Source organism: Bacillus cereus group sp. MG16 (genome assembly GCF_040459875.1).
Taxonomy (GTDB): Bacteria; Bacillota; Bacilli; order Bacillales; family Bacillaceae_G; genus Bacillus_A; species Bacillus_A paranthracis.
This window is the reverse complement of the sequence record NZ_JARVHE010000001.1, coordinates 711,375-724,031: the sequence shown is the minus strand read 5'-3', so window position 1 is coordinate 724,031 and position 12,657 is coordinate 711,375. Positions and strand designations below refer to the sequence as shown.

Genomic DNA, 12,657 nt, shown 5'->3' with positions numbered 1-12,657 from the left:
TACTACACTCGAACGTGTAACTTCATATTTGGATTATAAAATTGGCTCGGGCTCTTCAGCTGAAACGTCCCTCCACCTTCATGCCAATCAACTGTTAATTTATCATCCATAAATACAAGCTTTGTGCGATCTGCGATAAAATTCATTGTGCTAGATTCGATATCCACATCGCGCTCATCTTTTTCTGCTACAGCTACTAAATCGATAATTCCGCTCATTACACAACCGCAACCTTCATTATCGTAAAATAACTTTATATATTTCGCTTCATTTGGAATCGTATCCATAATCTTTTTATATGCTGCTTCTGTTACAGTAACGTACATATTCTAAACTTCATCCTCTCTTCTCGTATCCTTCATATATTGTACCACCATTTTTCTTTAAAAATATATACAGAAAATTACGAACAATATACAATGTATGTAGTAAGTGAAAGAAACATTGATGTATGATTGGTTTAAAGAGAATTTTGAAGTGGATGTTACTTTAGTTCCACAGGAAAAATGGTGGTTATAAATTTTTAAAGAGATAGCTAATTTAGCTATCTCTTTTTACTAGACTTAAAATTTCATGAGGCGTTTGAAAAATATAATCAGCCTCTTCAAATCCTTTCCTTGTCTTTGCTCCCCACAAGGCTAAACCAAATTTTGCTCCCGCTTGTTTTGCGCATTGTAAGTCATATACTGAGTCACCTATGTATATCGCTTCTTGTGCCTCTATATTCAATCTTTTTAGACATGTCACAAGTGGCTCTGGATGTGGTTTATGTTTCATTGTATCTTCCACACAAATAGAGTGTTCAAAATATGAGTGTAATCCAAATGGCTGGAAATCATCGATAAACTCTTGACGTGTTTTTGAAGTCACAATACCAGTTCGAATCTTATATGAAGATACTATTTCAATCACTTCCGCAATTCCTTTAAATACTGTAATTTCATTCTTAAAATCTGCCATATTACGTATCCATTTCTCATGAACTGCTTTCATATTTTCCACACCAATTTCTTGTAATGTAGCCATACCAGGAATACCTAATGCAAAATGTAGCTTTTCTAATGAATAATTCATCCCTTCATCTCGCAACGTTCTCTGTAATGAATATAAAACTGCTTTTTCCGTATCTAACATCGTTCCGTCAATATCAAATATAATCCCCTTCATTTTTACGTCCTCCTTTACTTCACTCCAACGATTAGCTCAATTCCATATTCTTTCACTACTCTTTCTAAATCGCCAGGTATAGCATCATTCGTAATAATTGTATCTATCGATTCTAATGACAGCGCCTTAAAGTTTTGACGTTGATTCATTTTTGTCTCATCAGCAAGTAAAAACACTTCATTTGTTTGTTTAACAATTTGACGCTTAAAATGAATATCTTCCTCATACGCATAATAGACACCATCTTCTGTAAGACCGGGTGATCCAATAAAAACCTTATCAAAATGATAATCTTTTAGTTTCTCCATTGCAGAAAAACCCGTCATATAACGTGAGTGTTTATTTAATTCTCCACCTAAAATATGAATATTTACATTCTCCATATCCATTAAATGATTTACTGTATCAATTGAATTTGTAACAACCGTTATGTTACTTGCTGTCAAAAATGAAGCCATACAGTTAACAGTTGTTGAAACATCAAGATAAATCACTTCATTATCTTCTACAAAAGAAGCAGCTCGCTTTCCAATAGATATCTTATATTCAATTTCTTTTTCCTCACGATTTACATAATCCGATATTTTATGGTGGAAAGATGATAAAGCTACACCACCATGGGTTCGCACTATTGTTGTTTCATTTGTTAATTTTACAATATCTCTTCTTGCTGTATCTCTGGAGACTTGAAATAGCTCACACATTATCTTCAAACTCATCGTCCTATGTTCATTCAAATACTCCATTATTTTTATTAAACGTTCCTCTTGATTCATACTCTCACCCATTTTTATTTACTTTTAAGTACTTTTAAGTTATTTTAAGTATATCACAACATAAATCCTTAAATAAACCTTAAAATAACTTAAAACAGGAGTGAGAAAATGCTACGTACAATTATTTTTGATTTTGATGGCACACTAGCTGATACTTTACCTTTATGTTATTACTCGTTTCAAAACGTTTTTTGGCAATTTGATAATAAAGAAATTACTGAAGCAGAGATTCTTTCTATGTTTGGCCCAAGTGAAATTGGTATTATTCATGAGAACTTACTCTCTGAAGAAAAAGAAGTAGCAGTTGAAAGATACTATGAATGTTATGAAGAAAAGCATCATGATTACGTAGAGCGAAATCATGAAATAGTAGACCTTTTAATACATTTAAAAAAACAAGGGTTTCAGTTAGCTATCGTAACTGGAAAAGCAAGAAGAAGCCTGGACATTTCTCTAAAAGCATTAGGATTAGTTTCTTTCTTCGACTGTATAGTAGCTGGAGATGATGTAATGAAGCCAAAACCTGATCCTGAAGGTATTCTTCTTGTATTAAATACATTACATGTAAATGCAAACGAAGCAATTTTTATTGGGGATAGTGATGCTGACATACTTGCTGGAAAACAGGCAGATGTACGAACGATTGGCGTACAATGGTTACCAAACTATCAATCTGCTACATTTACTGTACAACCAGATTATTTTATTAAGAAAACAGATGATTTTCTCATCTCATTAAATACTACATTTTCAAAATAAGTAGTCTACTACTGACAAAATTACTGGATCGTGGTAACTTCAAGTATTTAATCCTACTTCAGCTGTAGGTCCAGCTACTGTAACTTGGAGTAGCATTACAACCGGAAACCTCGTTTCGAGAGGAGATGCTATATCCCTTTATATTAATCCTGGAATTACTACCAGTGCTGTATATTCTGTTTTTCTAATCACAAATATTTAGTTCTCTCTTAAAAATAATTTATTCAACAGAAAAAGCCTCAATAATTTAGGGCAACAACTAACAAACTCACTCTATATTACCACCATAAAAATACCCATATCTTAGATTCGTAATTATACATAATGCACCAATAGTGTAAACACTTCCGGATTTTTATTCACAAAAAAGGGAAATCACTCTCAAATAAATGATTTCCCTTTTTAAAATATATTTTTTATTGTATCGGCAACATAACCTTCACTGTCGTTCCAACCCCAACTTCACTTTCAAAACTCATTTTACCGTTGTGGTCTTTAATAATTTTTTCTGTAACTACTAAGCCTAAACCTGTTCCCGTTTCTTTCGTTGTGTAAAAGGCTTCATTTAGCTTCGGGATTTTGTCTTTTGGAATGCCGCAACCTTCATCCTTAACTTGAACAATGATTGCATCTTCTACAGTCACTTTAATCGTAATCGTTCCGCCAACTGACATTGCTTCAATCGCATTTTTAATTAAATTAAAAAACACTTGTTTTAATCGTTTTTCATCGCATGTAATCGATGGTATGTCTTTACTATAAATACCTTGTATGTGCACACCTTGATTTAAAGCAGGCTTCCCCATAACTCGAATAACATAAGCGATAATTTCTTCTATATTATGAACTTCTGATTCTATTGATTTAGATTTCTCAAATCCACTAAGTTCTGTAGCGATTGTATGAATTCGTTCTACTTCTTGTTTCATAATATCACTATATATTTTATCCTCTGGATATTTAACCGCTTGCTTATTTACAAATTTATCTAAATTAGCTAAAGGTCTTTTAATTTTGGAACCAATAACTGTAGCCATTTTCCCAACAGTTGCTAACTTTTCTGTTTGTTGTATTTCTTTATTCATCATCTCAAGCGTACGAACGTAAGATTGGAACCTTACAAACATAATCCAACATATGATAGTAAATACGCTATATAATGCCATCGGGATTAAAACGAGTGATGAGTGAATCATGATTCCTATAAGAGCATATTTTCCAACAAGTATGCTCGGAACTAACCAAAAATATCTTTTATTCACAAAAAGTGGGGCAAATAAAATAAAAAATCCTTCTACTATATTTCCACCATCAAACTCAGCATCACTACCGTAGTAAATCATAATATTATGGATAAAATCTAATAGATTATACCCAATTAGAATAATATACTTTACTGCAAATGGATTTTTCCATTTCATAGAGTATATTCCAATGCAAAATAAAACCACCATCAGAAAATAAAGCCATAAACCTAGACCATCTTCAAATTGTCCTACTCCTTCTTGCTCTCCTCCTATTAAAGGTACAATAAATTCGTAGGCAAGATCGTATACAAAAAATATAATGAAAAATAAACTTAAATATATTTTCAGCGCCTTCATTTCTTCATTTTTAAATATACCGTCTTTATTCATATGGTAACTCCTAGCTTTTCTTCCAATTGGATTTCATTATTTCCACACTTTTTTGGAAGAATAATATCTATTCTCGTTCCCTTATCTCTTTCACTTGAAATATGTAACGTACCAAGGTGTTCGTTGACAATTCGATCTGCTACCGTAAGTCCCAAACCAATTTTATCCTGTTTTGTTGTATAAAAAGCTTCTGTAACACGAGCCACATTCTCTTTCTTAATACCGTAACCATTATCGATTACACTTAGCATTACATAATCTTGTCCTTTATTTTCTAATCGTAACTCTAATGTGCCACCTTGCTCCATCGCCTCCAGAGCATTTTTTATGACATATAGAAAGACTCCTCTTATTTTTCGCTCATCACATTCAACTTCTATTATCTTTTCTTCGATATTAGACATAAGCTGGACAGTAGATTCATTCATTTTTTCTCGAAGAATTGCTACTACTTGTAATGCAATTTCACCTATATTATGTTTTTTATAAATAGAGGGTTTACATGTAGCAACTTCCATCAATTCACTTATCATATTATTCATATTTTCTATTTCAAAAATCATCTGTTTATAAATAGGGTCCTCTTCATGCTTCTCTCGTTGTAATTGCGTAAACCCTTTCAATGAAGCAAGTGGATTTTTAATTTCATGTCCCACTGTCGCTGCCATCTTTCCGATTACTGCTAATTTTTGTGATTCACTAGCAATCTTAATACTTTCCTTTACCGCTGAAAGGTATTGTATAAATCGATTTAAAATGATGTATGCTGCTATTAATACGAGTGTATACATAATGAGGAACATAAATCCTTTTACTTCTTTTAATACAAATAAGTAAATTACATATTTCCCTACAATAGTTGAAAGTAAAAACACAAAATATTTTTTATTTAAAAATATAGGTACAAAGAAGATGAAAATAATTTCTATTATATTTCCCCCATCAAATGCCGCCTCATTATAAAGCATATACGAAAATATGTTAGCAATTTCTATTCCTATGTATGCAAATACACATGCATATTTCACAAAATTCACTTTCTCTTTTTTTATTAAATATACATTTACACCGAGTATTGCAGTTCCGCAAATAACTTGCCATAGTATGCTATGTCCCTTATCCGTTAGTGATTTATTTTCTAATACGATTGCATAGAAAATTTGGTATGAAACAACAATGACGTATAGCACCCACAAAAAGATTTTGGCATTCCTTTCTTCTTCTTTATATGATAGAAAACTTTCTTTCACTTCAACACCCCTTCAACATAATATCTCTAAGAATACCATTTATTATAATAAATGATTTTCTTATACAAACAAAGATAAATCGAACATTTGAGGAAAATCATCCCAAAATTGTGATATTTTCAGACGATATGCAATCATAAAAATTATAAACAATAATACGTATATTATGTGGGAGAGATTTTATATAAGCGGCAAAAAATGAAGGAAAACTTCCCCCCCTCACCAATCGGGCGTTTACGGAGAATGGATGAGGGATAAGTAACTACAATCACACGTAAGAATGAAGGAAAGCTTAGTGTCTTAATAGAACGAAATTCTACGCTCCTGGCGTATGAATAGGAGGCTCATTCATGTTTGTTACCGTCGAGAAAGATGTGCACATTTTTGTGCAAGATGTTAACCCCGGTCCCGGTAGTAAAACCGTGTTCTTCGTCCATGGCTGGCCTTTAAATCATCAAATGTACCAATATCAGCTCAACGTGTTACCACAGCACGGTTTCCGCTGCATCGCTATGGATATACGCGGAAATGGACAATCTGATAAACCATGGACTGGTTACACATACGATCGTTTAGCAGACGATATCGCCATCGTTTTAGAAGCACTTCAAGTCGAAAATGCTACATTAGTCGGTTTCTCAGTAGGCGGTGCCCTTTCTATTCGGTACATGTCTCGCTATAATGGTCAGCGTATTTCTAAACTTGTATTAGTCGATGCCGTTTCCCCCTCTTTCGTTAAAAATCAAGAATCTCCCTATGGTGTCCCAAAAGAACAAGCAGATACTCTCATTAATCAAATGTATGCCAATCTCCCTAAATTTTTAAATGATGTATCTTTATCATTTTTTAATAGAAACTTAGGATCCGCTACGTTAGAATGGTTTTCTTATCTCGGTATGCAGTCTGCTTCCTATGCCCTCATCAAAATATTGCAAGCAGCTGCAAATGAAGATGTAACGAAAGATTTAAGTAAAATTAACGTGCCAACAAAAATATTCCACGGTATTCACGATCAACTTATCCCATACAAAAGCGCTGAACTTACGCAAAAGCGGATTAAAAATTCTCAGTTACATCCTCTCACCAATAGTGGTCACGGCTCCCCAATCGATCAAGCGGATAAATTAAACGAAGAACTTATAAAGTTTTTGCATTCATAAAAACCTATGCCAAATCGTATCGATAGGAACGTAGTTTTCAAAAACGTTAAAATTCACACATTTCTCACAAATCAACTGATAAAACGATTATATTTTCATTTATACTAAATGTACAGGTAATACTCCCTAAACCTAGCTTGTCTGGTTACCCCGTTAAATACTATAAAAAAGAACTTGTATCGTTATACAAGTTCTTTTTGTTTCTTTTATCCCGCTTTAACGAGCAGTAAGACCCCCACCTCAAAATTCAGCAAAGCAAAGAAGTTAGGTGGGGGTCGGGCTGCCCATAAAAGTCCGATTGGTGAAGGCTAATAATCAGTGGGGGATGAAGAAAACCCCCACTGATTAAAGTTTCACTTTATTTAAAGAGGATATCTTTACTATATTGATTTCCGACGAGTAAATCATATTGGAGCATTTTATATTGCTCTAATATTTCTTTTTGTTTCTTTGTTAAATCATTGATTACTTCTCCATTTTTATCAACTTTTAATTCATCTCTAAGCACTGGTATTTCCTTGTAAAATGCCGATAAAAATTGATAAAATAAGGATTTATTTAATCCTGCATAATCAAAAATAAGATTAGAAAAATAAATTGGACTTACTACACCTAAATTATCATTTGGCATATCAAAGTTTGCGTACATTAATAGCGGCGTTTGGGCCATCGCTAAACGTTCGCTCGGTGTTTTTTCATTCGTTATATACCCATTCTCTTTATAAAAAGATTTATTTGTTCCTAATGATGGAAGATGATCTCCAAAGAATACTAATAATGTAGGTCTATCTAAATTATCTAGTTGCTCTATTAAATATTGAAGGGCCTCATCTGAACGTCTTAACCCTTCTGTATACGTTTCTAATTCTCCCTTTGATTCTTCATTTTCTAGCCCGCTAATTTCTATTAGGTTTTCACCAAATCGGCCCTCTGTAAATGGAAAATGATTTTGCATCGTAACTGCATGAATAAATGTAGGTTGTTTTTGCTTCTCTAACTCAGCAATTATCTCTTTACTCATAGCTAAATCACTAATATAATCTCCATCAATATCTACATTTTCCATCGTATCAGCTGCATTAAACTTATCAAATCCTAACACCTTATATACATCATCACGTTTAAAGAATGTGCGACCAAATGAATGAATTGCACTTGTGTAATACCCTTCTTTTTTCAACGCCGTAGGGATTGATGGAATTTCTTTCTTATTTGTAATAACCTGCTGATATGGTATAGAACCTGGCTTTAACAAACTCATTGAATAACTCGTTAATGCCTCAAATTCAACGTTCGCCGTATTTCCCCCAAATGTAGGAGAAATAGTTTGTCCACCAGGAAAGTTTTCTATATAATGATGTAAATTTGGTACAGGATCTTCACTAAAAGAAAGGTTAGTTGCTTTCGTCGGATCCCAAAACGATTCACTCATTACAAAAATAATATTCGGTTTCTCTTTTTTCTTTTGGCTCCCTATATTTCCACTATATTGTTTTTTTATATCGTTTGCTATTTGAAGCATATTTTCTTTAGAATAATTTTTTGGTTTTTCCATAACTGTTGTATCTAAATTGCTAATAAACCCAAGTACAAAACCATTTGAAGCATAGTTCTCATTTTGATCCCACAAAACAAAATCTACACCTGATTTTTGAAATACTTTATTCATAAATGTGTTCGCAAAATTACCATACGCATATAGAACAAAAATAGACCCTACTACTAATAAGGCTCTTATTCCTAGATGAGTCTTTACATTTTGAATATACCTTCTCATATATATCCCTGCTACAATACAAGCCACGATACTTAAGATAATGACAAAAATATAACTCCAGCTAAAATAGTCCATCACCATCGGTATAACAGATTGCATATGCATAATTTGTGTGAAATCAGAAGGATACAGCGGATCACCTCTAAAAATAAGCTTTAAATAATTCACAATACCTAAAATGACTAACGTACAGCTCGTTAAAATCATACTTAGAAAAACCTTGCCTATTAAATTATAAACAAGAATGTATATTGCATAAATTGCTACAAAACTTAATATAAACTGCATGTTATACAAGTAAATCCAATTCATTGCCTCTATAAAACTCATATTAACTTGCATGACAATATAAAATAACGCTACTGTATGAGCTAGTAAAAATAATACAAAATGCACTCGTAGGGATGCCCTAAGTGTAGACATCTCTTTTTTATTAAAATGTGAAATATAAAATGTTATGCCCCATATGAAAATCATCATAACAATTAAAACAAGATTTTGATTTAAATGAGCTTTCATTATGTCTAAATTAAAAACCTTTAAAAGCATAAACAGCATAGTTATTACTAATAAAGTCACCATACTACTTATAATGCTAGAAATTAATATATTTCTTTTTGGAAGATCAAAAAGTGTAGAACCATACTTCAATTCATTCCCTCGTTTCTATGTCTTAATTTCCCCCGCATCGAAAGAACTATTTCTATTAAAATAACATATATGACATATTTCGTCTGCATACTTGCTTCTATCATAAATGTATTGTCTTAATATTCCCTTAATAAACATTTAAATTATGGCATACAAATTACTCATTCTTGAAAAACTTAATTTCAGCATTCCACTTTATGATATAATAACTATGTTTTGGAAATCCTTAATACTATTAAAGATTTCACATGAAAATACGAAAGAATTAATAAAAAAGGAGTTGCTCATTTTTGCTTACTAAGTTTAAGAGTTTGCCTAAAGCGGTATATGCAATTTTGGCGCTTTCTTTCCTGTTGCACGTTTTTTGTTTAGTAAAACAGCCAGGATTAGATGGAGAGTTAGTCAAAGTAACATATGGTGCAAATGATGCCTTTAACTATTCGTTAACAGCTGAACAACTATTAAAACATGGTGTATTTGGTTATGTGTATTTAGAACCTAGTGAAGTTCCAGGGAAAAATGCATATATCACACCAGGTCAGCCATTACTATTAGCTGGCGCTATGATTATTTCTGATATTACATCAATTCCTTACTATTACGTAGCAACTGTTATTAACATGATTATGAACCTATGCACAGTGCTATTAGTATTCTTAATAGGAAAAGAATTGTTCGAAAAAAACATTTATGGAATTGTTGCAAGTATTTTATATGCTATTTATCCAAGTAACTATACATACTTCCGTACATTGCTAACAGAAGTTCCATCCATATTCTTATTAGCGTTATGTGTATATGTATTTGTTCTCGCATGGAAATACAATAAAGTGAAATTCCATATATGGTTTGGAATTGTCGTTTCAATTTTACTTATGTTCCGTCCAAATCCAGCTCCAATGATGCTCATTCCTGTTCTTGTTGTATTATTTACATATGGATTTAAAGACTCCATTCGAATCGGATTGTTATGGTTTATCGGACCTTTCTTTATTATTGGTGCATGGGTTGTTCGTAACTATTTAGCACTCAACCAATTTATTTTATTCTCAACCCAAGGTGCTGATCCACTAATTGCGGGTGCTGATCCATTTAATAAAATTGGATATGAAAATATAGTAAATGAAATGAGAGCCAAAGGCTTAGATGACAAAGGGGCATACGCAAAAGAATTAATCAAGAACGGCTTTAAGACGGACTTCACTTATTGGTTCTCTTGGTTCACTGTCGGTAAAACAATTGAATTATTCAAAACAGCTCCTGCTGTAGACCAATACCGTATTCACAACTTTATGCAACTATGTCATAGAGTGTTTATCATCGGTACATTCTTGAGCAGCTTCTGCTTCATGCTAAATTCATTTAAACATAAACGCGTTATGATGCTAGTAGCAAGTTCTATTATTTACATTATCTTCTCAAACTTATTCTTAGCAATTAATCGCTATGGATTTTTCATTAATCCTCTTATGTGCTTAATTCTTGCATACGGATTAATTCACATTGTGCAGAAGCTTCCATTCTTCCGCACGAACCAAGCATAATAAGAAAGAGGTCGTCCAACGGTGGACGACCTCTTTCTTATTACCCCACACTTTGCAAACAGCCAATTTGTCCATTCTGTAATCACACTTTAATTCCGTATGTATGTGTTTCTATATTTGTCAAAATATCTTTCACAATACTACTCACTATTTTACTTATAAATGCAAGTTTTTTTACAACTATTGCTATAACGAAAAAATCCTGCCACAAGACAGGTTCTTTTCGTTATTTTATGATAAAAGAAAAAATCATTAGCATGTGTATTATATAAAAGGAAACAGCCATATTTTCCATACAATACATACGAGTACAATAACTACAAAATCAAAAAAATCTAATCTCGGACCCTTTTTCATATTCATCTCTAGCCACATATGAAGCCATTTTATTTTTGTGTATTTTTGGATGTTTTTCTTTGCAAATCGGTAAACGAGTACTTGCATAATAAAAAATCCGACTACAAAAATGAACAAGAAAATGAGAAAATCGACCACAAAATTCCTCCCTATTTTTGCAGCGATTTTTCTACGATATGATTTTTCAAAACCCACTCTTCAAATTGAGCACTTCCAAATTCCCAACTAAGATCACGAGCATGTACCGAAAAAACGTAATAGCCAGCATATTCGTCCATAAATTTACCCGTCTCGATCCCATCTTTCTGAAGACCATATGCTCCAAAATTAAAATATACATCCCACACGTCTTCATTCTTCCGTTTATAAGCAATCGATTCCATATCACATTCTGTTCCGAAATAGTCAAGATGTAAATGTACGCTATCATCATATTCGTACTCCATTTTATCACCCCTTATATTTGTACTTCTTTATCACCAAAAAAATTCCTGCTATCTACACTCACATGTGGGCACTTACCTACATATCATGCTTGTAGAGTGACTTCTAGGAGGTGTTATATAGTGAAAAAATTAATAGCTGTTTTTTGTATCATGTTACTAGCTGTCTTCACACTTGTTGCTTGCAGTAGTAAAAAAGAAGATACGAAAGAACAAACTCAAAATGTTCGCGTCGGCGAAGTTACCCATTCTCTCTTCTATGCCCCGTTATATGTCGGGATTGAAAAAGGATTTTTTAAAGATGAGGGATTACATGTTGACCTCCAAACAACAGCTGGAGGAGATAAAACGATGACTGCCTTATTATCTGGCGGGATTGATATTGCTCTCGTCGGTTCTGAAACATCTATTTACGTTCATCAACAAGGCGCAAAAGACCCCGTCATTAACTTCGCACAACTTACACAAACAGATGGAACATTTTTAGTTTCGCGTAAAAAATTAGACTCTTTTAATTGGAATGACGTAAAAGGTGTTACGTTTTTAGGACAGCGTAAAGGCGGTATGCCGCAAATGGTTGGAGAATACGTTTTAAAGAAAAATGGCATTGATCCTCACAAAGATACAAACTTAATTCAAAACATTGAATTTGCTAATATTGCAAATGCCTACGCATCTGGTACAGGGGAATTTGTACAGCTCTTTGAACCGACTGCAAGTATATTCGAAAAAGAAGGAAAAGGATATATCGTCGCTTCGTTCGGAAATGAATCTGGTACTGTTCCGTATACCTCGTTCATGGCAAAGGAAAGTTTCTTAAAGAAAGATAAAGCTGCTGCTGAAAAATTCACACGGGCACTCTATAAAGCACAACAATGGGTTGATACTCATAGCCCAGAAGAAATTGCTGATGCCGTTTCTCCGTTATTTAAAGACACTTCAAAAGACATTACAGTAAAAGTAATTGAACGGTATAAAAAGCAACATTCTTATGCGACAAATCCGCTATTAGATGCTGAAGAATGGAAACAGCTCCAAACGATTATGAAAGACGCTGGCCAATTACAAAAAGAAGTTCCACATGAAGCGCTCGTCAATACGAAAATTGCCGAGAGCGTTATTAAGAAATAGAGGCG

Annotated in this window: 12 protein-coding genes and 1 pseudogene; 4 read left to right on the top strand and 9 right to left on the bottom strand. The window is 33.2% G+C overall.

Features of this window, described 5'->3' with window-relative positions; all coding sequences use genetic code 11:
• Positions 1–2: 2 nt before the first annotated feature.
• From QCI73_RS03695 to QCI73_RS03685, 3 genes are all read right to left on the bottom strand, one after another.
• Entirely contained in the window at positions 3–326 is a 324-nt protein-coding gene (locus tag QCI73_RS03695) for an iron-sulfur cluster biosynthesis family protein (protein WP_000289565.1), read from the bottom strand.
• A gap of 214 nt (positions 327–540) precedes the next feature.
• On the bottom strand, positions 541–1,167 hold the full coding sequence (locus tag QCI73_RS03690; protein WP_000676034.1) for an HAD family hydrolase: 627 nt from the start codon (positions 1,165–1,167) through the stop codon (positions 541–543).
• Between the two features lie 14 nt (positions 1,168–1,181).
• The gene (locus tag QCI73_RS03685) at positions 1,182–1,943 is read right to left on the bottom strand and encodes a DeoR/GlpR family DNA-binding transcription regulator (protein ID WP_048551248.1); all 762 of its coding nucleotides are present in this window, start codon (positions 1,941–1,943) and stop codon (positions 1,182–1,184) included.
• 108 nt (positions 1,944–2,051) lie between these two features.
• Between QCI73_RS03685 and QCI73_RS03680 the strand changes: the two genes are divergently transcribed.
• Positions 2,052–2,702 carry an HAD family hydrolase gene (locus tag QCI73_RS03680; protein WP_000946538.1) on the top strand — a complete coding sequence of 217 codons (651 nt, stop codon included), beginning with the start codon at positions 2,052–2,054 and terminating at the stop codon, positions 2,700–2,702.
• A 416-nt stretch (positions 2,703–3,118) separates the two neighbouring features.
• On the opposite strand, the gene QCI73_RS03675 is transcribed toward QCI73_RS03680, so the two are convergent.
• Together QCI73_RS03675 and QCI73_RS03670 are read right to left on the bottom strand one after the other, a co-directional pair.
• Positions 3,119–4,339 (bottom strand): ATP-binding protein, encoded by a 1,221-nt coding sequence (locus QCI73_RS03675; protein WP_327922302.1) that lies wholly within the window; start codon positions 4,337–4,339, stop codon positions 3,119–3,121.
• The gene (locus QCI73_RS03670; RefSeq protein ID WP_353822516.1) at positions 4,336–5,589 is read right to left on the bottom strand and encodes an ATP-binding protein; all 1,254 of its coding nucleotides are present in this window, start codon (positions 5,587–5,589) and stop codon (positions 4,336–4,338) included. The genes QCI73_RS03675 and QCI73_RS03670 overlap by 4 nt, the downstream gene beginning before the upstream one ends.
• A 350-nt stretch (positions 5,590–5,939) precedes the next feature.
• Here QCI73_RS03670 and QCI73_RS03665 point away from each other — a divergent pair, with 350 nt between their 5' ends.
• The gene (locus tag QCI73_RS03665) at positions 5,940–6,749 is read left to right on the top strand and encodes an alpha/beta fold hydrolase (protein WP_353822515.1); all 810 of its coding nucleotides are present in this window, start codon (positions 5,940–5,942) and stop codon (positions 6,747–6,749) included.
• 358 nt (positions 6,750–7,107) lie between these two features.
• On the opposite strand, the gene QCI73_RS03660 is transcribed toward QCI73_RS03665, so the two are convergent.
• Positions 7,108–9,177 (bottom strand): LTA synthase family protein, encoded by a 2,070-nt coding sequence (locus QCI73_RS03660; protein WP_327922299.1) that lies wholly within the window; start codon positions 9,175–9,177, stop codon positions 7,108–7,110.
• 290 nt (positions 9,178–9,467) lie between these two features.
• Between QCI73_RS03660 and QCI73_RS03655 the strand changes: the two genes are divergently transcribed.
• Positions 9,468–10,721 (top strand): glycosyltransferase family 39 protein, encoded by a 1,254-nt coding sequence (locus QCI73_RS03655; protein ID WP_000956217.1) that lies wholly within the window; start codon positions 9,468–9,470, stop codon positions 10,719–10,721.
• An 82-nt stretch (positions 10,722–10,803) separates the two neighbouring features.
• Here the strand turns inward: QCI73_RS03655 and QCI73_RS03650 are convergent.
• The 3 genes and pseudogenes from QCI73_RS03650 to QCI73_RS03640 form a co-directional block, all read right to left on the bottom strand.
• Positions 10,804–10,878, bottom strand: a pseudogene (locus QCI73_RS03650) (DUF2196 domain-containing protein); the annotation flags it as partial.
• Between the two features lie 107 nt (positions 10,879–10,985).
• Complete coding sequence (locus QCI73_RS03645; protein WP_000227435.1) at positions 10,986–11,216, bottom strand: hypothetical protein; 231 nt, start codon at positions 11,214–11,216, stop codon at positions 10,986–10,988.
• A gap of 11 nt (positions 11,217–11,227) precedes the next feature.
• A complete protein-coding gene (locus tag QCI73_RS03640) occupies positions 11,228–11,524 on the bottom strand; it encodes a DUF3986 family protein (RefSeq protein WP_000455572.1) in 297 nt (98 codons plus the stop codon).
• A 120-nt stretch (positions 11,525–11,644) separates the two neighbouring features.
• On the opposite strand from QCI73_RS03640, the gene QCI73_RS03635 reads away from it, so the two are divergent.
• Positions 11,645–12,652 (top strand): ABC transporter substrate-binding protein, encoded by a 1,008-nt coding sequence (locus QCI73_RS03635; RefSeq protein WP_353822514.1) that lies wholly within the window; start codon positions 11,645–11,647, stop codon positions 12,650–12,652.
• Positions 12,653–12,657 lie beyond the last annotated feature (5 nt).

Coding starts and splice junctions, on each gene's coding strand:
- QCI73_RS03680 (WP_000946538.1), top strand. CDS start 2,052: ATGCTACGTACAATTATTTTTGATTTTGATGGCACACTAGCTGATACT.
- QCI73_RS03665 (WP_353822515.1), top strand. CDS start 5,940: ATGTTTGTTACCGTCGAGAAAGATGTGCACATTTTTGTGCAAGATGTT.
- QCI73_RS03640 (WP_000455572.1), bottom strand. CDS start 11,524: ATGGAGTACGAATATGATGATAGCGTACATTTACATCTTGACTATTTC.
- QCI73_RS03675 (WP_327922302.1), bottom strand. CDS start 4,339: ATGAATAAAGACGGTATATTTAAAAATGAAGAAATGAAGGCGCTGAAA.
- QCI73_RS03695 (WP_000289565.1), bottom strand. CDS start 326: ATGTACGTTACTGTAACAGAAGCAGCATATAAAAAGATTATGGATACG.
- QCI73_RS03690 (WP_000676034.1), bottom strand. CDS start 1,167: ATGAAGGGGATTATATTTGATATTGACGGAACGATGTTAGATACGGAA.
- QCI73_RS03685 (WP_048551248.1), bottom strand. CDS start 1,943: ATGAATCAAGAGGAACGTTTAATAAAAATAATGGAGTATTTGAATGAA.